The 23,222-nt window shown below is 43.3% G+C and carries 11 protein-coding genes; 7 read left to right on the top strand and 4 right to left on the bottom strand.

The annotated features are described in order from the left end of the window. Positions 1-37: 37 nt before the first annotated feature. The 5 genes from WC743_RS04345 (at position 38) to WC743_RS04325 (ending at position 15,459) form a co-directional block, all read left to right on the top strand. Entirely contained in the window at positions 38-412 is a 375-nt protein-coding gene (locus tag WC743_RS04345) for a winged helix-turn-helix transcriptional regulator (protein ID WP_373010577.1), read from the top strand. Positions 413-643: 231 nt separating this feature from the next. After that, positions 644-3,688 (top strand): hypothetical protein, encoded by a 3,045-nt coding sequence (locus tag WC743_RS04340; protein ID WP_373010576.1) that lies wholly within the window; start codon positions 644-646, stop codon positions 3,686-3,688. 8 nt (positions 3,689-3,696) lie between these two features. Continuing rightward, positions 3,697-9,633: a DEAD/DEAH box helicase gene (locus WC743_RS04335; RefSeq protein ID WP_373010575.1), complete on the top strand. Its 5,937-nt coding sequence runs from the start codon at positions 3,697-3,699 to the stop codon at positions 9,631-9,633. Between the two features lie 7 nt (positions 9,634-9,640). Next, complete coding sequence (locus WC743_RS04330; protein WP_373010574.1) at positions 9,641-10,666, top strand: helix-turn-helix transcriptional regulator; 1,026 nt, start codon at positions 9,641-9,643, stop codon at positions 10,664-10,666. 215 nt (positions 10,667-10,881) lie between these two features. After that, on the top strand, positions 10,882-15,459 hold the full coding sequence (locus WC743_RS04325) for an AAA family ATPase (protein WP_373010573.1): 4,578 nt from the start codon (positions 10,882-10,884) through the stop codon (positions 15,457-15,459). Positions 15,460-15,486: 27 nt separating this feature from the next. On the opposite strand, the gene WC743_RS04320 is transcribed toward WC743_RS04325, so the two are convergent. Next, entirely contained in the window at positions 15,487-16,524 is a 1,038-nt protein-coding gene (locus WC743_RS04320; protein ID WP_373010572.1) for a DUF5677 domain-containing protein, read from the bottom strand. A gap of 222 nt (positions 16,525-16,746) precedes the next feature. Between WC743_RS04320 and WC743_RS04315 the strand changes: the two genes are divergently transcribed. Next, on the top strand, positions 16,747-18,138 hold the full coding sequence (locus tag WC743_RS04315; RefSeq protein ID WP_373010571.1) for a DUF2971 domain-containing protein: 1,392 nt from the start codon (positions 16,747-16,749) through the stop codon (positions 18,136-18,138). A gap of 76 nt (positions 18,139-18,214) precedes the next feature. Then, the gene (locus tag WC743_RS04310) at positions 18,215-18,940 is read left to right on the top strand and encodes a hypothetical protein (protein ID WP_373010570.1); all 726 of its coding nucleotides are present in this window, start codon (positions 18,215-18,217) and stop codon (positions 18,938-18,940) included. Positions 18,941-19,117: 177 nt separating this feature from the next. Here WC743_RS04310 and WC743_RS04305 read toward each other — a convergent pair whose 3' ends face one another. From WC743_RS04305 to WC743_RS04295, 3 genes are all read right to left on the bottom strand, one after another. After that, entirely contained in the window at positions 19,118-19,693 is a 576-nt protein-coding gene (locus tag WC743_RS04305; protein ID WP_373010569.1) for a GNAT family N-acetyltransferase, read from the bottom strand. Next, a complete protein-coding gene (locus WC743_RS04300) occupies positions 19,690-19,920 on the bottom strand; it encodes a hypothetical protein (protein WP_373010568.1) in 231 nt (76 codons plus the stop codon). The genes WC743_RS04305 and WC743_RS04300 overlap by 4 nt, the downstream gene beginning before the upstream one ends. A gap of 73 nt (positions 19,921-19,993) precedes the next feature. Continuing rightward, the gene (locus WC743_RS04295; RefSeq protein WP_373010567.1) at positions 19,994-23,206 is read right to left on the bottom strand and encodes an error-prone DNA polymerase; all 3,213 of its coding nucleotides are present in this window, start codon (positions 23,204-23,206) and stop codon (positions 19,994-19,996) included. Between the last annotated feature and the right edge of the window lie 16 nt (positions 23,207-23,222).

The raw sequence follows: 23,222 nt of genomic DNA, 5'->3' as shown, positions 1-23,222 counted from the left end.
AGTAGTTACTTTTGAGAAACTACCAAAAAATAGGCATATGGAATTTAATGATGATTGTCGGGCCAGGATGATGGCTGTGCAAGATACACTGGATGTGATGGGTGGAAAATGGAAAATTAAGATTTTGACCATTTTGTACTTTGGAGAAACGCATTTTATGGAATTGCAACGCCGGGTAACTGGTATTGGAGCAAAGATGCTCTCTCAGGAGCTACGCGATATGGAGACAAATGGATTAGTAAAGAGAACGGTTAAGGACACCCGTCCCATAACAGTAATCTATGAACTTACTTCATACGGAACAACTTTAAAGGACATCATTGAAAGTATGGAGAAGTGGGGGAAAAAACATCGTCAGAAAATTATTGAGGAAGGAAAGCAAAAAGTTACTTCCGAACAGAGCGCGATATAATCTCTACGATTAAGCCAGTTTATATTGAGGGGTGAATGCATTCATTCACGTTGTTATGTTCTGCAAAAATTCGCGTTGTGGATAATGTTCAGTTATCCTTTGTTAGTTGCTTATAACTCGTTAAGATTAATCATAATCAATTATTGATAGGCTCGATATGCGAATATATTTTATTTGTGCACATGTACTGCACAAATAGATATTTATATTGCAAAACCAAATCCTTTATTCATGAGCAAATTTCAAGATTTATTGTCAGCCAATCAGTTAGTCCGGCACTCGGGACAAGCCATTTGGAAGTATGGCCTTGGCGATAACGCATTTCAACAGTTAAAAAAAATGCTAATTGAAACTAGGCGGATAAATGATCTTGATAGCAGGGACTGTTTATTATACTACGCAGAATGGTGGAAGCGATGTTATAATGGCGGCTACCCATCAAAAAAAGAAGTTTTCGCTTCAATTAGTAATGGACAATATTATAACGAGGATGATTTTTACAAGTCCGCAAAAAAAGGCGCTGCGTTACTTGGCATAAGATGGATCAAACGTCAAAATACACAATATTTCAAAACGCTCCTTTTTCAGGGCGGCCTGCCGATAAAGCATATCGCAACTAATAAAGGTGCTTACAAAGATTTGTTGCTGAAAATACTTGAACTTAATCCAACCACAATAGATGACTTTGCATTTAATAGTGACATAACGAACCTGTTGCCGCCATCTGGCCGAAATGATGAGATTTATGATTGCTGTTTGGCCATTGTTTCAGCAATTATTAATGAAGATCAGGACTACTTATCTATACTGGATAAAAACAATGAGCTACGCGAAATTACTGGCGAGCTAAGAACGAAAAAAAGGACCTTAACTTTTGAAAAGAAAAAGAGCGGCTTTAAGTCCTATTGGGTATTAGAACCTGAAGAACAGCGCATCAGGTTATATTTAGGACTTACAGATATGTCTGGCGAGAAATTTCGAAGCTTGTTCGGAATTGAAGACGACCTGACGTTGGATTTTGAATACAAATTATTTTACAACGGCGGATTCCTGTGCAAATTCACCAAGCGCACAGATGAAGTGATGCGCGTAAAATGGGTAGGCGATCATGAGCTTATATGGGACAAAGCCGACCAACTGCCGGATTTGTACTTGGTTGGATCCTCTGGACTTAAACATGAATCACAGCATTTAATTACTTATTTCCCAAGGTTAGATAAACCGACTTTATGGAGGAAGTATTCTGAAAAGCAATGGATATTAGAAAAAGGGCTCCATACTTCCGCAGACGAAGGTTTGGCTCTTTACCCTCTTGACATTTTAAATCCTTTAGGAGCGAATAGTAAAAAGATGGTAGTGAATGGAATAGAGTTTAATTGGTGTTTATTTATCGGCAATTTTACTCTGTCAAAACTATCTGAAAGATGGGATTTAAAAACAGGACAGCACAAAATTGATTGGATTATCGACGATCATAAACCTTCTTGGATGATCCGCGCAAATTACACGGTGGTTCGAGGCAAGCCAAAAATCATTGTTTATGATGAAAAGGAAAATGTATTGTCGAGGTGCGTCCTCAAATGGAAACCTAAAGGTGGCGGGTATTGGCATGACTGGAACATGGCGATGACTCCCGGATTGTTGGAAATTATGATTATTGCTGGACCGGTTACGGAATACGATACTATTTTTAATATTGGGCAGTTAAATTTAAAAGTTACTTCAAATTCACTGCAGGAAGCTATTGCAGAAGTCAGCGCCAACTCATTTTTGTTTTCAATAAACAACGGGATAAATTGTAGCGCCGAAAAAGTTAGCAATGATAAATACAAGCTTTCTTTAGTAAACAACTCGGTAATTCCCTTAGCGATTCAAGGGACCTTGCGTCATGCTACGCAGAATTCAGGTCTGCGTTTCGAAATGTTACCGCCGTTTAAGGGAGTTGAGATTATTGATAACGACAATTCTGTCGTGCTGGAAACAACCCCTTTAAGTTTAACGCGATTAAACGGTATGCGCTTAATGTCAAATCAGAAACAATTGCGGGTCAATATGTGGAACACATCGCGTTCCGGAATGATCGCGTCAGTAAGTTTACAAGAACCGTTCATCCCACTTCGCACTTTTTCAGATAAGATGTTTCAGCTTTATGCACTATCTGATACAATGGATGGTATGGCGGAGATTAAATTTGAAATTGTTGAAGAACGGCCGTCGGGGACTGTTAAAATCAAAGAATATAGTATTAAACGATATGATGTAACATTACAGGCAGCATTCAATGAAAAATTAGAAGTCAATATTACATCAAGCGATCCGACGATAGAACTACTGGCGGTTCCGTTGGATTGTACTAACGAAGAGTTGTCACTTCGCGCACTCGACTTAGAGGAAGGACACTGGCGGTTTTCCGAATTGGAAAACATTGAAAAGTTTGTGGTATTTGGCGTTTCGGGTCCTATGAAAACCCAACCCATATTTATTAGTCGCGATCCGTACAATGTTCCGACGAGCGAAGAAGACCGGCAGAAAAGGGTGATAACGTTAAAGGACGAACTGTTAGACAACAGCTATGATTCGGATGTTTGGCAAAGGCTTCTCAGTTATTACCGAATTTGTTTGAACCACGATTTGCCATATTCAACTTTTGACATATTGAGAGCGACAACCTTTTCATCGTTGCTGGCTGCCAAGGTATTTGTGTTTCTAACGGTTTATGACAGTAAAGATGTGTTTGCAGAGGTTGCGTGTGGCGATTTGGAAAACGACCTGGGTTTTTCTTTTCACTGGATTTCTGGCGATAACTGGGGCGCCGCTTTGGAATGGATGGGATCAGGTTTAGGCATGTCCCTTATTCACGATCTTGGCGCATCATTGAAAATCTATTTAGAGATGCAGCAGCCATTTGTCGAATTTGCAAAAACAACAACGTACATTCTACAGGCAAGCAAGCCTTCGCTCGCAAGTGGGTTCCACCTTAACACACGAATCATGCAACTTAGAACTTCACTTGGGGGAAAAGTTTTAAAGGAATTACCACAGAAATATCCCCGCGTCCCTGATAATTATCAGGTAATTATTCCCGTCACCGAGCAGACGGCGAAAGTTGAAATGCTTTTGAGAGCGCCGTTAGTGGTTGCCTTATCCATCGCAGGAAAAGATGAAGCCTTATGGCATGAGGATAATGAATTCAGGAGAAGAAATATCAGATACGCGCAACAGCTCAATCCTGAGTGGTATGCGGAAGCCCTTAACTATTGTCTAACCAAAATATAACCTGACCTATGAACTTTAAACATTTTTATAACGCAGCTGAAGATCGCCTGAAAGAGTCAATAATCTCTCTTTGGGCTACCGGAGACGCAGAGATGCAAAAATACTTCACCTGGCTTCTTGAAAAAGAAGGATTATTAGCTGAACCTGTATTTCAAACGGCATTTCCCTGGGAGCCGTCTGCACTCTCGTTCGGGGAAGCCTCACAAATCTTTGATGTACCTTTCGTAAATGCGCTCGATGCGGTTGAAGATGGCGACTATCGTTTCCCAAAGAGTCGTTTTCCTTATAAACATCAAATTGAAAGCTGGGACATGTTGATTAACAAAGGGAAATCAATAGCGGTAACAACGGGAACGGGATCTGGAAAAACTGAATGTTTCATGTTGCCTGTGTTATATGATATCTATCGTAATAGCCGTAATAAGACCGGGGTGAACGCACTTTTCCTTTATCCATTGAATGCCCTTATTGGGAGTCAAAGGAAAAGGATGGATACCTGGTGCAGGGCTCTTAACGGCATTCAATATGCGATTTACAACGGTCAAACATTGGAAACTGCGCCAGCTGCAAAAATAGCCGAAAGTCTTCCCGAGTTGATTTCCAGAAAGCAAATTAGACAAACGCCGCCTCAGATTCTGTTTACAAACCCATCTATGTTGGAATACATGTTGGTAAGGAATAAGGATGTCGAATTACTTAACAATTCTAAAGGATCACTGCGCTGGATATTGCTTGATGAGGCACATACTTTAACCGGTTCTTCGGCAGCGGAAATGGCCTTATTAATTCGACGTGTTGTTGATGCCTTTGAAGTGGATATAAAGCAACTACGATTTGCTATAACTTCTGCAACTGTTGGTTCAGGCGAAGACACAGAGGTTGCATTGAAAAAGTTTATGTCGAACCTTTGTGGAATTGAGGAACATCAAATTGTTGTAATTAAAGGTTCGCGTGTGACAACGCAGGCGTTACCGAAAGCTGAATTTAGCATTCAAAAAACTGCATTAAAAGACCATCGGGCTCCGGCGTTATTTAAAGAAGTTCAGGCATTGCGACAAGAGCTTTTATCACAATCATTGTCACTGTCCACGATCACACAAAAATTAGGCTCCGGGGATGTAAATCACGGCCTTACATTGGTTGACCAATTAAGTGCACACGAATATGACGGAAAATCAATATTGCCCGTCAGGGGACATTTCTTTGCCAGGGGCATTGGCGGAGTATTTGTTTGTACAGATCCGCATTGCAGGCAACATATGAAGATTAAACCCGCGTCCGCAATAGGAACGATGACCACTATTGCAGGCAGCGTTTGCACCTGCGGCGCGCCGCTATTGGAATTGGTGGCCTGCCGTTCTTGCGGCAATCAATTTCTGGAGTCGGAACTGAAAGTAGATTTTAATGGTGATGAAACGTTGCAGTTGGTTTCAGCGGTTAGTCAAGATCCATTCGCAGTAGAAAGACCGGACGACGACGATGATGACTTGCCACCAACTGCGGCAATTAATAAATTTTATTTTACGAGACATATTGCTGGCACACGCTATTACAGTCCGGGTGCGCCATTTTCGATTAGTAAAAGTGGAGAAAAAATAGGTGGTGATGATTTTTATGAAGTTGGGGACGGAACTTGTTGTCCTCATTGTGGCGAACCTGCTGGCGAACCATTGCATTTTAGGATTTCATCCTCTTTTATTAATAGGGTATTGGCCGATATTATTTTGGAGGAAACTCCAATTTCCGAACACCAAACCCAGCAAACACTCTGGAATGGGCATAAGTATATTTCATTCACTGATAGCAGGCAAGGGACAGCGAAGATATCTGCATTGATCAACCAGGATAAAGAAGCAAATTGGGTTCGGTCGCAAGTGTTTCACAGGCTTTGCGAACTGACTGTTGAAGAACAAAAAAACATAGAACTTCCTGATGATGTTGAGAGCATACTTGCCGATTTGAGGCAAAAGCTGGCAGAAGAAAAACACCCGTACTTGCTAAAGCGTTTTCAGCAAAATATAGATGAACTGGAGGCTAATAAAATGCAGGCTTCGGGTAATAGGGTAACGCTTGAATGGGAAAAACTTAAGGATCTGTTGATTAGACAACATAGTTTCCGAACCTTATATAATGGCAATAATACTGGCGACAATAATCCGCGTGGTGAAGTCGCCTACTTAAATGCAATCCTTTACGATCAGTTCGCGCGTCGTCTTCCCCGTGAACGTTCACTGGAAAACCTAGGTATGGTAAGTTTAGTTTATCCAAAAATTGAAAATGTCCAGTTACCGGTGGCGGCTGCTGTTCTGGGCCTTACCCTGCCGGAGTGGAGAAGCCTCCTTAAAATTGCAGCAGATTATATTTTACGATATTCATTCCATTTTTCCATTAATCCTGAAATATATCCCTACTCTACAGCCTACATCAGTAGCCGGCCGATTTACGAATCGTCCTCTACATTACCGAAGGTCAGAAAATGGCCGGTTTTCGAAAGGAAGATACAACAAAACCGTCTTAGTCTGCTCATCTGTGCCGGTCTGAGGCTGCACGATCCCGCAGATATTGATCGGGCAAAAGAGGACGAGATAAATGAATTGCTTTCGGAAATATGGAAAATAATGAAATCCATAATGTCAAGGGATCATGACGCATTCAAAATAAATCTGGAAACTGAAACGCGATTTGCCCTTGCCGGCGAGCTTTGGCTTTGCCCTGTCAAAAAAAGGTTGGTTGACACGCAATTTAGAGGCTATTCGCCTTGGATCAAGGGGAACCTAAGTTGGGATAATATTAGACATTATCATATTAATACCTCACTACGTTTTCCGGATTTTCCTTTCCCGTATAATTTAAATGAAAACCATGACACGGATCTTCAACCAACCCGAAAGTGGATTGCTGAAGAAACAAAAGATTTACGGACGGCAGGGGTATGGAATAATTTACATGAGCAAATTTTGTTAAACAGACCACTTTACCTTTCGGGCGAGCATTCGGCCCAGCAAAATGACAGGCGTTTGAAGGATTTGGAAGGCCAATTCGAGCGTTCTGAAATTAATATACTTAATTGTTCTACAACGATGGAGATGGGTGTCGATATTGGTGGTATCTCCGCAGTAGTAATGAATAACGTCCCTCCAAGTCCAGCAAACTATTTACAACGGGCCGGTCGGGCCGGAAGGCGCGCTGAAGCCCGCTCCCTGGCGTTTACGATATGTACACCTAACCCAATTGGTCTGAATGTCATGGCAGATCCTCTATGGGCGTTGAATCATCGGATCGCACCGCCAATGCTTTCATTCAATAGTGAGTTGGTTATTGAGCGCCACATGAATGCATTTTTCTTGGGCAAGTTCGTGCAAAGTAACGCAGTAAGGGGCTTGAATGTTAATATGAATACTGAAAGCTTCTTCTTTTTATCCTCAACTCCTCTGGCGTTATTGTTCAGTAATTGGCTGCTCGACAGCCAGGCTGTGGGTGAGTTTAAAAAGGCACTCTACGCTATTGTTCGAAATACATCATTCGCAGAAAAAAACTTCAATTTCCTGATTGAAAAGGTCATAGGTAATTTCCAGGACCTCAGTAATAAAACCATAGAAAGAAAGGAAGGCTATGACGCGAAGCTTACCGAATTAACCGAGCTCTTCGGTGAAGAATCTCCGGCATACAAGACCGTGATGTTTCAACAGCGGCAATTCCTGGCGAAAAACGTAATAGGTTATCTTGCCGAACAAGGTTTTCTTCCCTCGGCGGGATTGCCAACTGGCGTTGTCGATTTCGATACCATCAATATCGAAGACCTTAGCAAGACTTCTATGGCCGACCGAAAAAACAAAACAAAACCCTCCTATTTTATAACACGCGCATTAGCAGAGTTTGCCCCCGGCAAACAAGTGGTCATTGACGGGAAATGCTATGTTTCTGCGGGTATTGTTATGGAAAATGATCGTGGGGTTCAGGCCGAAAGGCAAATTATTCAATCCTGTACCCATTGCGGGTATCAACGAGCCTTGTTAGTTGCGAGAGAGGAACAACCGATGTCAATTTGTCCACATTGTCAGCGGCCCGATCTTAAAGGAATTGACTTCGGCAATGGCCAACCGAGAACCGCCTATACGGAAATGATCCAGCCTGCAGGGTTCGCTGTTGATGTATATGAGACGCCAACCCGGAAAATAAATGAAGCCTCATCGGTTCAATATGTCGATCCTTTATTAATGAACATACGCCCTTGGCAGCACGAAAGTACGGCACTTTTTGAGACAAGGGAAAGTGAAGAAGATGCCGAGATTCTATTTTACAATGTCGGCGCTGGTCAGGGTTTTGCGGTTTGCCTGCACTGTGGTAGAGCAGAAACCGAGGTCACTAAATTGAATGACCATAAAAGGCTGCGCGGCGGAAAAAACAACAACAATGATGGAAGCAACAGGTGTACGGGAAATGACAACCTATATGCGATTCGGACAAACATGATTCTCGGCGGCCGATTTAAAACTGATTTTTGTGAGATAAGGGTTAAGGACGAGTACGACCGGTATTCATCGGATAAGACTTTGCTATATACTTTAGGAGCGGTACTCAGTAAGCAATTAGCTCATTTTTTGGCTATCGAAGAATCAGAAATTAGCTTTGGCGTAAAGAACTACGAGGGATTTTCGACCATTTTTATTTTTGACACTGCTAAAGGTGGCGCTGGCTATTCATCACAGTTTATTTCTTACGCAGATGAAATATTTAGGGAGGCGCGTGAGCTTTTAAGCCGATGCAGCTGCGAACAAGCATGTACAAAATGCTTGATTGATCGGACGACACAATGGCACATAGACCGGTTGGATAAAAGACCGGTACTTCAATGGCTCACACGTATAGCAGATCAACAAGTGCCGGAAGAAATTGCCTTACAATATCCCAATGTGCAAACATTAAGTGGAGGCATTAAAAATGAGATAGGCCGATTGCGTTACCTCAATAAAATCAAAGAAATTCGCCTATATGGCAAAGGGAACCCGGTTGATTGGGATTTCGATAAACTGCCGTCGATAACTAAGCTGCGTGGAACTGCAAACATCGAATTTGTACTAAAAGAGTGTCCGTCAACTTTAAATGTACAGGAAAAAATTTCGATGATTCAATTAGCAGCCTGGTCAGGTCTGAAACAGTCTAGCGCAAACCAAACTGGACCGCTTGAATTAGTATGCGAAATTATGAATACAGATGGTCAAATTACCGAGTATTTGACGAAAAATTTTGAGAACAGATTTAATGAAAATTGGGGAAACTCTACTGAGGGTAGAATTTATAAACGGCAAAAAAATGCATTTGAGGCATTAGAAGCGTTGACAATCAATATCGACGAACAATCTATGGCTGAAGCATATATTGAGGAACCGCAGGAGGTACTGCTATCTAATGGAATTGCCGATTTATTGATAATCACTATTGGTGATAAATTAGACTTGAGTGAAAAAATGGAAAGCAAATCTTTTCGCGTAAAATATGCTGACAGATATTTAAAAACGCCATTTGGCTGTCTTTTACTTGTGCAATTTATTCAAAAACTTAGCTCATTGCTGAATTTTTCAATAGAAAGCTTTGAATTTGAAGGAATGTCCTTCGTCGAAGACAGATCGCCGCGTTTGATTTATCATAACTTCAAGAATGCTACAGACCGCAATAATGCCGTAATTGATTTTTCAGAAGCCGTGGGAATTTCCAATGTAACGGCAGTTAACAACGACTTACCGCACTTCCGATATTTCGAATTTGAAAATAACGAATTGAGAGTAACTATCCGTCCGGACGCAGGAATAGAACATGGCTGGTTTGTAAGCGATCAGACCTTTAAGTTATATAATCAGCAAACGGGTCCCCACCAAACACCAGAGATAAAACAAAAAATTAACGGCAAGCCATTGCTTTATACGATATCTGTCGAGAATTTATAAAACGATAATGGCAACAAATAAACATGCGCAAATAAGATATCAGGCATTGGATAAATGCTTTTCTAATTTCGGTAGAATGTTTGATATTAATGATTTGGTTGAAGAATGTAATAAAGCCATTTACAACTATACCGGCATAAATGAAGGCGTTAAAAAACGTCAAGTTTATCAGGATATAATTTTTATGGAAAGCAGCCAAGGTTGGTCAGTCGAATTGAAGCGTAACAAAAGTGGACGACGGGTATTTTTTCGATATGTTGATATCAATTTTTCCATAAATAGTACGCCCCTCAATCAGAAAGAACAACATCAAATTGAACAGGTCTTGCTTACCCTATCCCGATTTCGGGGGCTACCGCAATTTGAATGGGTAGAAGATATCACAGGGCGTTTCCAATCTTTTACACGCTCTAGTTTACCTGCTGCGGCAAGAGTGATGGATTTCGAACAAAATCATTTCCTTGCCGGGGTTAGATATATGCCAGAAATATTTGATGCAATAGTCAATAAACAGGTTCTGCAGATTACATATACACCTTTTAGAGCTGACGCACCGTTAATTTTTGTGTTCCATCCCTACTATATTAAGCAATACAATTTACGATGGTTTATTTTCGGACTAACGACGCCCGCTGCGAAAATTACCAATCTCGCATTGGACAGAATCGTTTTAATTCAGGCAGTTCCAACCCCTTATGTGGAAAATACAGAAATCGATTTTGTAAATTACTTTGAGGAAGTAGTAGGCGTAACTATTCCACATGGCGCTGTTTCGGAGAAAGTTCAATTGCTTGTTTCCCAGGAACGGTGGCCCTACATCATGACTAAACCTATACATGACTCACAAAAAGTGATTCATCGAGCAGATGATGGTGTTCAAATCGAATTAGACGTTATCATTAATCCCGAACTTATTGCCAAAATACTTTCCTATGGTGCCAATATTAAAGTACTAGCACCGGCACATCTCATCGAAACGATTGGTAGGCAAATTCAATTGCTTTTTGAATATTACAAATACCAAAGATCTTGACACAATAAGCGACCTTCTATATATCCAATTTAACAGGTATGGATAAGATGATTTACAAGTTTATCATTTCAAATTTCTAATTCAAATCGTTATTAAGGATACTGGGGTTGCATTGGTCCAGGCTAACCAAATTAAGAGCTGTTAGTAACTAAGACGAATTTTTGACCAGTAGCTCGTATCTTTATGGTTGCTCATTTTTTTCACCGAGATCATTAATGACTAACCAAAAATCCGAAAATCAGTTATTTTACTCAGAGAAGCCTGACGTTCTCGCAGGCGAACCATTTCCGTATAATCGACTTCCAAATCCAAAAAGGTTTGAGGAATTACTTTACAGCATTTTTGATGTGCTCATAGAAAAGTCCATGCTACCAAAGCATAACCACATCAGCCTGATGACTGGCGTTGCTGACGACGGCAAAGACTGCACCCTTTCTCTGAACGGAGATAACAACGGTGTCATTCAGTGCAAACAGCTCAATGCCAATCTTAGCAAGGAAGAATTTGGGAAAGAAATAACGAAGTTCGCACTTTATAGCCTAGTAAAACCAGGACTGATAGCTGATCCTGCGAATTTTACTTACTACATAGCTGTCGCCAAAAACTTTGTAAAAGATTGCAGCGATTTCATTGATGACTTTAATCGACTTATTCAACAAGAATCAGACGTGCCCAACTGGATCTCCTATAATCTAAATAAGTACGCAAAACTAACCACCCTTAAAGTCAGAGAAGCAGAACTACCGTCAGAGGTCATCGCGGTACTGAAGGACCTCACTATCGAAAAGTTGAATCATCAAGACTTGGACAATTATTTGTCGATGTCCGAAATGCAACATCTGATCGGACAGTTTTTCGGCGTTAAATCAGTTACAGATAATACAGAATTAGCTAAATTAAGGGAAGAACTAGGGTTTTTCAATAACAAAGAACTTTCGAAATCCAGCATCGATCAAGAGCTCGAACGAAGTTCTATCTCTCTTCGCGCTGAAAAAAACGAGTTTTTAGGCATCGATGACTCGCATATCGAAAGGGCTGAAACCGAATCTTTGTACCAGTGGGTTACTAAACCGCTTAAGAAAGACAGACGAGATCGGCTCCTCAACTTTTGTTTGCTTGCAGGTAATGCAGGAATGGGAAAGACGGTCATTGTAAAAGATTTGTATGACAGGCTATTGAACGATGGTATACCCGTGCTTGGTTTAAAAGCTGACAAAATCATTTCAGCTTCCATTACAGAACTTCAAGAAAAGATCGCGTTATCGATTCCAATTTATGATTTCATCGAGAACTGTAAGCGAGTGTACGCTACGACCGTTTTGCTGATCGATCAGATCGATGCGCTTTCGCAATCCATGTCATCAGATAAAAGCTATTTGCAAGTTTTTAAAGACCTTATCGACCAGTATACGCACGATCCCAATGTGCGCATTATTGTCTCTGTAAGACTGGCTGATCTGCAGTTCGACCCCTCCTTGAAAGTTTATAAGAATATCGAGACGATTAAAGTCGGCCCACTGCCGGATGAGTCCGTTTTTACCCTGCTAAATAAGATCGGTATCAGGCAGGAGAATGTGCCCGCTAAATTATTACATCTCTTGCGTACGCCGATTCATCTGAACATTTTCAGTCAGATCGCTAACCGCAAAAAACATCTGGGATTAACCAATATTCAACAGATCTATCAGATATATTGGAAGGATAAGATAATTACTGTGCCGGCTAGAACGAACATTGCAAAAGGTGCGGTAAAGCAACTGGTCTATGACATCGCGCAACGGATGTTCAGATCGAATACTATCACGCTGAGCACATTCTTATTCGAAGATCACACTGACGAATTAAACTACTTGGCGAGTGAACGGATCATTAAGATTGAAGACAATTCAATGCAATTCTTTCACCAGTCTTTCTATGATTTCGCATTCTCCAAACAGTTCGTGGAAACCGGGGAAGACTTACAGCAGTACTTGATGGCCCAGGATCAGTCGATCCATATACGTTCGGCAGTGAGAATGATCGTTAATTATTACCGTGATTACGATCCGGCGCAATATCATCGCATACTGGAGCAAATTTTTAAGGACCCAAATGTTTTGTTTCATTTGAAACATTTGCTTTTTACCTCGCTATTGCAGCATGATGCACCAACAGATGGCGAAAAGAAGCTGGTTGGCGAACAGGTGATGAGTTCTTTCCCAATGAGATCGCTGTTCTTTGAGACAGCAGGTTCGCATACATGGTTTGATTTTGCTGTAGAACATGGCCTATTGGAAATATTGAATCAGGAAAGTATTGATTTCTGTGGCACTCCGTTGGGCAAAATGGAGGGTAACTATTATAAAAATGCCGCATTTTTCTTTCTGAGATCGTTTACGACAGCCAATTATGCACGTGCATGGGACTTTACTCGAAGCTTAACCGATCCAAAGACAGTTGGCAATATTCTGTATGCGTTACAGGACTGGTCGGATCCCATCAGTTTTGAACTGTTTGAAAAATGGCAGGAACAGGTTGAAAACGATAACTTCGCTTACTATCACATACTGGCCAATATTGCTGTTAAAAAACCCGATTATGCGCTGGAAAAAATTGAACAAACACTACCCTGCAGCAACAAAAGCCGGGACGCAAACTATCGGGATTATGAAGAACATGAAGTATTAAAATCACTGGCCAGTGATTTTCCTGAAAAGTTGATCAATGTCCTGTTTCGCACGGTCTCGGCTGACTTTCGGCCTGAACAGTTGGAGGGATATGATAGTTATTTCATCATTAGCCATGACTACGCTTATACAGATCTTCGCGATGATGATACCTTAACGGGAAAAGAATATTTGTATCGTCTGCTGGCCATTTGCCTGAAAAGAGCTGCTGCCAAGAGCGATCCCGGATTTGATCGTTTTTATGCAGAGCACAAACGGACGCGTTATAAAGCTGTGCTGAGGCTTTTGGTCTTTGCACTGGATCAGAGTGAAATTATACACTCAGAAAAAGTTTATGACCTGTTTCTCTTTTTCAAATCGATCAACCACTTTGATGCACACAGCAGGATATTGGGCAGCTACCGCGGGATCTTTGAAAGATCTTTTCCTCACTTCTCGGCTGATGAAAAGCAAAATGTGTTAGCTACAATTAGCGCGCTGCGTCTTCCGAATGAAACAGGCTTCCGGAAATGGGATGATGGCAGCGTGATATTCTATAAGGGATATGGGGAGAGCAAATATGCCTGGATGCGACGGTTGCCGCAACAAGTGTTTGAAGACGATCCTACACTTAAACTTCAGTTTAGGGGATGGCAGCGTAAATTCGAGGAAACATTTAAAGAAGCGCGCTATTCAGGCTTTTTAATGGCAAGCGCTGTCGGTAATCCCATCCATCCTGACCGACTGGTCTTTATGTCAAAGGAACAGTTACTGGAATCGTTTAGAAAATATGATAACGATCTGCGGGATTTTGGAAGGAACCGAGGCGGCTTAAGGGAGCATGCCAGCGCTTTTGGCAAATTTGTAAGTAATAACCCACAGGGCAAGCATATCGAAATCATACATGATAGTCTTGCAGACCCGCTAATCCCGTTGGATTATCCGTTAGAAGGTATTCACGGCTGGCTGGAAGGCAAGGGTGACCCTTCCAAGATCGTTGATCTCGCACGGCCCTTGCTTGTTGATAGCAAAGGTTCGCAACATGACTATACCTGCATGAGTATCGCAAAAAGTCTTTTGTACTCTGGTATTACGGATAATTGGTTGGTGGAATTTTTTATTGCAAAATCGTCCGATTTTAGTACTGTAAACGAAGTTAAGGAAGAGGAAATATCTGAAAAAGAAACTTCGATGAATAATGGTCTTTGGTCGAGCGGTGCCAGTAGAGTTTTTGGAAGGGCTATTCGCGCCTTGCCCAATGTGAGGCCAGATCAGCAGGAGAAAGTGCTCGATCTGTATGAAAATATATTGCATACCGGACCAGACAGCGCCAAAGCCGTCGTATTGAATGAACTTGCTTATATGATGCATCACTTCCCTGAAAGAGCTTTTCAAATTTTTGCTGATGCCCTGGAAAATGAAACCAATTCCCATGTACTTGCTTCTTCGCTGCTTTCAGCCAACTATTTGATCAATCATGATTTTAAGCGCCTCATTCCGGGACTTCGAAAACTGATCGCGCTGAAAAACCTTGGCGATGAGGATAGTCAAACCTTATTTATCGTGCTTTTCAGCGCTTATTTGCACGGATACGATCAATCCGAAGAGATCGTATTTCAGTTGATCCGGGAAAACGCGAAGAGCGCCCGGATCGCGGTAGCACAGATCATGAAATACTACTACACGATTGATGGCACTACTGAAAAGTGCAATAAACTATTGCACCATGTTTTAGAAGCATCCAAAGAAGATGACCACGAAGAGATCAGATGGAGTTTTCTTCAAATGGAACATTTAAAATTAACGGATATATCCCTCTTTTTGAAAGCCTATGTTCAATCCAGGTTCTTTAAAATGTCGGAATATTTTCTGGAATACCTGACCTTTCAATGTAAAGACCATGTCGAGCTTGCCATTGAAATTTTCGACCTGGCTTTAGATAAAAACTCACTCGTGGATGACGAAGAAGACCGCTTGTCAACAAATGAACAGGCCACAAAATTTATCATTGGCGCATTTAACGCCCTCCAAAATCGAAGCAATAAAGACAAAAACCTAAATCGTAAATTGCTCTTGTCGTTCGACAAGGTGCTCATGGACTTCCGCTATCGGGTAAGAACGGAAAAACTCTTGGAAGAACTTTTGTAAGTTGTATTTTATCGAAATAATATGGATCTAACCGGGTGAGAATTCAGCAGACATTTTTTTGAACAGCTGATTAAACACCTTCATGTTTGTAGCGTACTGATGATCCAAAGAATATTTGTGCAGAAAAAGATTAAGAAATCCTGTAAAGATCCCCAGGGTTAATTGCATAGGGTCGATAAACGATTCTTTTTCCAAGACCGGTTCTATAATCTTATCAAGAATTACCTTTTCGTCTTCGTTAAAGTTGGCCATTGCGTTAAAGTTGGGATGCATATAATCACTGGCCCAAATATAAAATGACCGGTAACGGCTCATCCCTGCTTCTTCTTCGATCGCCAGGAACGTGGGCCTTACGGAAAGATAATCCTTGGCCCAATTATAGTCTTTAAAAAAATCTGCGCCATATTGTTCTTTGAGCGCTTCGGTGCGTTCGCTGATCGCAGCTGATCTTTCATCTTCCATTACAGGAAATTTCAATTCTTCCCTGTGTTTGTCAAAAAAGTCTTTTTTGCGTTTGACATCTCGATGGCTGTAGTCCGCAAACTTCTTGTACAGATCCGGTGAATCTTTTGTCATCAGGAACATGCCGATGACCGCATGGTCATAAAATGAGCGCCAGGCGGACAGTGCCGCCTTCGTCGCGCCAACGGATAGCAAAGTTCCGATCTCATCAGACATTCTAGCCAGGGTACCGAGAATGCAGATCGGGATCAGGTCTGAAATATCTATCGTGGTTTTATTGAGTGCATCTTTAATACGATTAAAAACTACAAAGGCAGCATTTACGAACATGAAATAATAAAGGAACATAGCTTTATGCTCATTCATTATTACACCTTGGTTAATATTGGATTTGGTTCGCCAGTCGTCAATATAATCCGTGTTTTGCAGACTGATGATAAACTCACTCAATGTACTGTCAACAATATCGAAAATTTCATTGTTCTTCTTAAACAACTCCTGAAAATCCTTGACCGATACGCCCATATCCGTCCGGGTTTTTTCTAATAACTCTTCGACCAGATTTTCCAGGTCGGTAATAACTAAGTCTTTGAATTTTTCCATAAAATTCAGATTTATGTCCAGGGAATGATCGAGGTAAAGACCTCGGTCTCCATTGAGGTTATTCCAGAAAATTCGATTTTAGGCATCTTTGTGTAAGAATTAAAGCCAACAAGTTAGCAAAAAATGACGGGTGAGTACGATAAACTGTTAACGATGTCACGGTGGTTAGAATAAAAATCTTGTATATTGCTTGACTGATCAAACTTGTCAGTTTTATTAACCATGCCTGATTATCACAGCCAACTAGAAGCCGATGTGGCTAAACGTATTACCGATTTTTTTGCCGAACGGCAGATCGGAGCAAAATACGGATTGCTTTATGAACCTTTACTTACAGAGTTCAACCCGCAGATCCGTAGCCGTTTCCGACCCGATTTCATCGTCATGAAAGGCCCGTATGTTTTCATGATCATTGAAGTGGTCAGCCCGCAACGGTTACATTCGCGGAATGCCTACGCCAATATTTCAGAATACATGCTTTCTCTGGAGCTATTGGAAGCCGATCACTTTATCCTTACTGACGGACAGCTCATCCACATCATGGAGCCTAATGGCGAAAGTGAGCTGAAAAAGTTTGAGTCACTGTTCAGTTTTTTTGACCTGAGCCTCACGCCCGAAGAAATTACCGGCATCACCCAAACTATTGCTGGCACGATTAGCAATATTTTTAAGCCATTTGAAGCCGTCCCGGATACAGAAGACTTGGAGCTGCCCAGGATCCGGGATTTCCTTGATAGTAACTTTTCCGGCGCACGAATAGCCTATGATGCCGACGGCCGTTTCTTTCACTTCAGCGAAAGTGCCGAAGGTGGGATTGACGGCTTTGAAGATCAGTTCTTCCAATATCTGCTGCGACCTGTAGCTGACAATAAGGTATGCCGTTATACCACCCTCAGCACCGTCTTTCATACCATTACCGGGCGCAGCTACCGTATGGCTTCACATCTCGCCATGAATGACCGTGGGGAAGTTGATTACGTCGACAGGTATATTGATGATTCCTATACGACGCTGCCCAATCTCTCGCTGACCGAAATGCAGCAATTGAACAACAGCTATATCTCTTCGCTGACCTCCATAGAGCAACGGGACGACTTGACTATGTACCGGCTGTATGCCGAAGAGACCAAAGGCGTTTGCGTGGTATTCAAAATCAAAAACAACTTAACTGCTGGTAATCTCATCCTCCGGCAGATATCCTACGCAAGAAAAGGCGGTTATCATCCCGAATTAGAGCTTTTGCGGCGTATCGTCAAACGCCTCAAAGCGCTGAAGATCCGCTTCAAATTCCGGAAACTCGAACTTTGGAAGCATTTTTTTAAAAGCGCCGATTACGCCATCGAACAAGAAGTGCGTATGCTGTACATCGACGACAATTCACTGCCGGCAGATAAAAAAGGTTGGGTGATAGCCAATCCCGATTCCATCATTAGCAAATTCATTTTGCTGGACATTCAGGCCAAGAATTTCCCGCTGGAACTAAGCGAGCTGATCCTTGCGCCCAATTGCCCGGAAAAAACCTTGAATAAAAAACAGTTCGAGGTGCTGAGTGCAGAGAGAGGTTTTCACACCGCTGTCCATATTTCGGCCATCGAGTCTTTCCGTAAGAGTTGAAGTGTGACCAAAGCCAATCAACCCAAATGAAACTCAAATAACCAAACACAAACCGGCAAAAAATTCAATATCAAAAATGGACATCGAAAAAGAAGAGATTTCCGAATGGAAACGCCTGCGTCTGAAACTTAATCAACAATATACTTACGATAACAAATGGGAAGAAGCGATCAGTCTCTTTAGCCGCCGTTTCAAAAAGAAATATTTCGACCCAATCCAACAACTAATCGACGAAGGCCGTATTAAAGGAGAAGGCTTTACCATCCTCACCGTCCAATGCGCGCTTATTGAAGCCCTCGCCAGCCTGCGTACCGGTATGATCTTCGACCATAAGAAGAACAAGAATTCTCCAAAATACACCTACAGCGGCAGCCAGGAGATGTTCACCAGCTTCCTGCATACCGCCGCCATATTCGAGCATAACTTCTGGATCGCCGATCCCGCCGGCCCGGGCAAACGAATAATCAACCAACCCTTTGATGCCGAAGCATTTTATAAAGATGTCCGCTGCGGTCTGATGCACGAAGCCCGCACCAAAGGCAACTGGATTATCAATGCGGCGCCGCTGAAATATAAGACCCGTACCGAGAAAGTATTTATTGAAAAGGGCAACCAGAGACTGAAGATTTATCGCACTATACTGCATTACCGCCTTAAGCAATACCTGAAAGACTACGCCAGTGACCTTCAACACCCCGGCGCTGACGGCGAAACACTGCGCCGCTATTTCGCCCGTAAAATGGATCATATCTTTGAGGAAACACCTGATCCGCTGCAATTCGATTGGTGGATAGATAGTTAATTTCCAATAATTTTTCTAAAACGCACCTGCACCGTGAAGGAGGGACTAGTTTTAATCGTAGTTGAGAATCCTGATCTTTGTCATTATTCGCATTAACAAGGCAACCTCAGAAAATATTATCTAATTAATTATAATGACTTTGGGCGATGTAATGGGTTTGTTGTGAACAACAGATAACTATTTATTATCGATCGAATAATTAACTTTAAATAAATCCTGTAATACATCAAATTTTAGATAATACTGGAAGCCTGCTTTTTCAAGAACTCGTTTTGAGGCGCTGTTTTTCCTATTTGTAACAGCTGCGACGTTTAAGATTCCCTGATTTCGAAGACTTAGAACAACTTCTGGCAACAAATTACTCATCAATAACCGACCCTGTGCGCTGCTTATAAGGTAAAATTCAAGAAAATAAGGATAGTCATTTAGGGTATAGTACTGTTTTATGAAACCCGGAGATAAAATATCAATCATACCGGCCAGCTTACCGGTATTCTTATCGCTAATGAAATGGAGATAACTTCGTCCAGTGTGGAAGTTAAGAATCGATTTTTGTAACCAGGTATGTGCATCTTCTAACGATGTCAATCTCTTTTCCGGGATAAACCGTAAAGTTTTTTCGTCAGAAAGTATTTGAAAGACTTGATCAGCTAGTGCGTTGAACCTTTCAAAGTCTCCGGCCCGGAACGGATGAATTAACCAATTCTTATCCTCAAAAATCACTGGTTCAAAACGATGTTGTACTACATTCATATCCGGTATCTTAGGCTGATTGCTTTACCGATCGCATTGAGTAAACCTTCGTCAATGCCATGCACGACTTCGGGAGAAAGCCATTGGCCGTCCCTTCTTATCAGCCTTAGCGACCGGCCTTCTAACAACATTGTAATTTGTTCCGTTTCTTTTCCGATGGGTTTTTCATTAAGTAGCTGATAGCTATAATCTTTAGCCCCGTATGTAATGCGTAATAACTGCCCCATGATGATTTTTGAAAATTAGCCAACCGTTTTTTGCAATGCAAGTTTTTCTAGCCTATTTAATAACACTTAACGATCATTTAAAATTCCTGCCTTTAGGTATTACATCCTGCACATCTTCCCGAACCTGTGTCTTTTTATTTTGCGCCGGATAAGGCGCGCTGCGCTCGTCGGCCCGTGAAAAGGTCAGCGCCAGTTGCTGGCCCTGGTTTGCGTCGTTCATGGTACGCAATAATTTGGAGTAATCATAACAGCGCCGCACGATAACGTGTACCACATTCCCTTCACGCTGTAATTTACCTTCCACCATCAGTAGCTTCGACCGTAGGATTTCCTTGCGATAAGTATCAAAAAGACTTTCCCAAACCACCAAATTGGAAAAACCAGTTTCGTCCTCGATCGTAATAAAGCAAACGCCACCAGCTGTACCGGGCCGCTGCCGGACCGTAACAATGCCTGCGACTTTTACCCACTCATCATGAGGTGTTTCGCTGATCTGCTTCGTAGATAATACCCGCAGCTGGGCCAGTTTTTCCCTGACAAAACTCACAGGGTGCGCCTTTAGCGATAATGCCGTGGAGGCGTAATCTTGCACTACATGCTCACCCTCGCTCATTGCCGGCAAATTAACCGTCTCTTCTTTCTCGCTTTCCGATGCCTGGCCGGTAAACAGGCCGACCGGCCTGTCTTTCAGCGCTGCCACAACCCATAAACCCTGGCGCCGTTCCAGGCCGATGGAACGGAAAGCGTCTGCATGGTTAAGGCTTTCAAGCGCAACCTGCGGCACACCCGCATCCGCCAGTTGCTCCACGCTTGTATAGGGTTTTAAACGCCCGGCGATCAGTCTGCCGATATCCCGTTCCCGCAGCTTTTTGACCTGCCGGAACCCTAAGCGTACCGCAAAATAATCACCTGCCTTTTCTTCGAGTTGGTTATCCCATTCCGAGGTATTGACATCTACCGGCCGGACCTCCACACCATGTTTACGGGCATCGGCCACGATCTGCGCGGGTTGGTAAAAGCCCATGGGTTGACTATTCAGAAGCGCCGCGGCAAACACATCCGGGTAATAGAACTTGATCCAGCAGGATACATAGACCAGTAAAGCGAAAGAAGCCGCGTGGCTTTCCGGGAAGCCATAGCTGCCGAAGCCTTCCAGCTGTTTGAATACCCGTTCGGCATATTCCCTGGTATAGCCATTGGCCAGCATGCCGTTCACCAGTTTGGTCTGGAACTGCGTCACCTGGCCTTTTAATTTAAAGGTGGCCATGGCCCGGCGCAGTTCATCGGCTTCGGTTGGCGTAAAGCCTGCCGCCACAATGGCGATTTTCATCGCTTGCTCCTGGAACAACGGCACGCCTAATGTGCGGCTCAGGATCTCTTCCAGTTCTTTCGATGGGTATTCCACCGGTTCCTCGCCATTGCGCCGGCGCAGGTAAGGGTGCACCATATCGCCCAGTATCGGCCCCGGCCGGACGATAGCGACCTCGATCACCAGGTCATAAAAACATTTGGGCTGAAGGCGCGGCAGCATGGACATTTGCGCCCGGCTCTCGATCTGGAAAACGCCCAGGGTATCAGCCAGCGAGATCATGGCATAAACCCTGGGGTCATCCTGCGGGATAGTCGCCAGGTCGAAATCGAGGTAGTAGTGCTTTTTGATCAGGTCAAAGGCTTTGCGGATCATGGTCAGCATACCCAGGGCCAGCACATCGATCTTTAGAAAGCCCAATGCATCCACATCGTCCTTATTCAGTTCAACATTCGTGCGGTCCTTCATGGTAGCATTAAGCACCGGGCACAGGTCGGATAATTTGCCCTGCGTGATGACGAACCCGCCGGTATGCTGACCGAGCTGGCGGGGAAAACCCATATACTGGCTGGTGAGTTGCAGCACCTTTTTGAGATGCTGGTCATCAGGGTTCAGGCCCAGTTCGGTTAACCGTTTACCTTCGAACCATTCGTCCGTGAACTCCCATATCGAACCGGAGAGCCGGTCAATGGTATCTTTAGACAGCCCCATGGCTTTACCCACGTCACGGACAGCGCCCTTCTGGTGCATCTGCGTCACGGTAGCAACGATGGCGGCCCGGTCGCGGCCATATTTCTGGTAGATATACTGGATGATCTCCTCGCGCCGCTCATGCTCAAAGTCCACGTCAATATCCGGCGGTTCCGCACGGGCGGAAGAAATGAAGCGCTCGAAAAGCAGGTCGAACTTGGTAGGATCCACCGAGGTAATGCCCAGGCAAAAACAAACGGTGGAGTTAGCCGCCGAACCACGGCCCTGGCACAGTATCTTACGGCTGCGGGCCTCGCGGACAATATCGTACACCGTCAGGAAGTAACGGGCATAGTCCATCTCATCTATGAATTTTAATTCATGATGGATCGCTTTGATGATCTTTTCGGGAATGTGTTCGCCATACCGCTGGCGCGCGCCTTGCCAGGCGAGGTAGGTGATCTCTTCCTGTGGCGTTCTACCTTCCGAAGTGATCTCCTGCGGATAAACATAAGTCAGGCTGTCCAACGAAAACTCGCAGGCCTCGGCAATTTCCTGCGTGCGGAATAAGGCATCCGGGTACTGCCGGAACAGGCGCTCCATTTCGGCCTGGGGTTTGAGGAACCGTTCAGCATTGGCGTGCAGCTTATAACCGGCATTATAAATGTTGCATTTTTCGCGGACACACGTTACAATGTCCTGTAACTGCCGCCGCTCCGGCGTATGGTAATGCACATCATTGGTAGCGACCAAAGGAATCCCCAGTTGTGAAAGCCTGAACAGTTTTTTAGCATCGTCACCGCCATAAGAACGATGCGCGCCAATGTAGATTTCGCGGCCCAATGCTTCCCGGTATTCGCCGATGGCTTTCTTGAAATGCGGCTGGAAATCAAATTTGGCATTAAGGGTCGCAGGCGGAACAGCCACGAACTTGATGCCCCTGGAGTGGCTGTAAACATCCTCCTTAAATAAATGACATTTGCCTTTAATCGTGCGCAGGTTGCCCAAAGTCAGCAAAGCCGACAGCCCGGCGTAGGCATCTTTATCAGTTGGGTAAGCCAGCAGGCTCGGACCGTCTTGCAAGTCAAGCCTTGCAGCCGGAATGATCTTGATACCCCGGTTTTTGGCGGCCACATGCGCACGTACAACTCCGGCTAAACTGTTGCGGTCGGTGACCGCGATCTTTTTATAACCATAAGCAGCCGCCTGTTCGGCGAGCTCATCCGGGTGCGAAGCGCCGCGCAGAAAGCTAAAATTAGAGGTGACCTGTAATTCTGTATAACCCATCCCGTCTCATCCCTCC

Source organism: Mucilaginibacter sp. (genome assembly GCF_041660805.1).
In the GTDB taxonomy this organism is placed as follows: domain Bacteria; phylum Bacteroidota; class Bacteroidia; order Sphingobacteriales; family Sphingobacteriaceae; genus Mucilaginibacter.
Note: the sequence above shows the minus strand (reverse complement) of the source record. Positions and strands in the feature narration are given on the sequence as shown.

Coding starts and splice junctions, on each gene's coding strand:
- WC743_RS04345 (WP_373010577.1), top strand. CDS start 38: ATGGAATTTAATGATGATTGTCGGGCCAGGATGATGGCTGTGCAAGAT.
- WC743_RS04340 (WP_373010576.1), top strand. CDS start 644: ATGAGCAAATTTCAAGATTTATTGTCAGCCAATCAGTTAGTCCGGCAC.
- WC743_RS04335 (WP_373010575.1), top strand. CDS start 3,697: ATGAACTTTAAACATTTTTATAACGCAGCTGAAGATCGCCTGAAAGAG.
- WC743_RS04330 (WP_373010574.1), top strand. CDS start 9,641: ATGGCAACAAATAAACATGCGCAAATAAGATATCAGGCATTGGATAAA.
- WC743_RS04325 (WP_373010573.1), top strand. CDS start 10,882: ATGACTAACCAAAAATCCGAAAATCAGTTATTTTACTCAGAGAAGCCT.
- WC743_RS04320 (WP_373010572.1), bottom strand. CDS start 16,524: ATGGAAAAATTCAAAGACTTAGTTATTACCGACCTGGAAAATCTGGTC.
- WC743_RS04315 (WP_373010571.1), top strand. CDS start 16,747: ATGCCTGATTATCACAGCCAACTAGAAGCCGATGTGGCTAAACGTATT.
- WC743_RS04310 (WP_373010570.1), top strand. CDS start 18,215: ATGGACATCGAAAAAGAAGAGATTTCCGAATGGAAACGCCTGCGTCTG.
- WC743_RS04305 (WP_373010569.1), bottom strand. CDS start 19,693: ATGAATGTAGTACAACATCGTTTTGAACCAGTGATTTTTGAGGATAAG.
- WC743_RS04300 (WP_373010568.1), bottom strand. CDS start 19,920: ATGGGGCAGTTATTACGCATTACATACGGGGCTAAAGATTATAGCTAT.
- WC743_RS04295 (WP_373010567.1), bottom strand. CDS start 23,206: ATGGGTTATACAGAATTACAGGTCACCTCTAATTTTAGCTTTCTGCGC.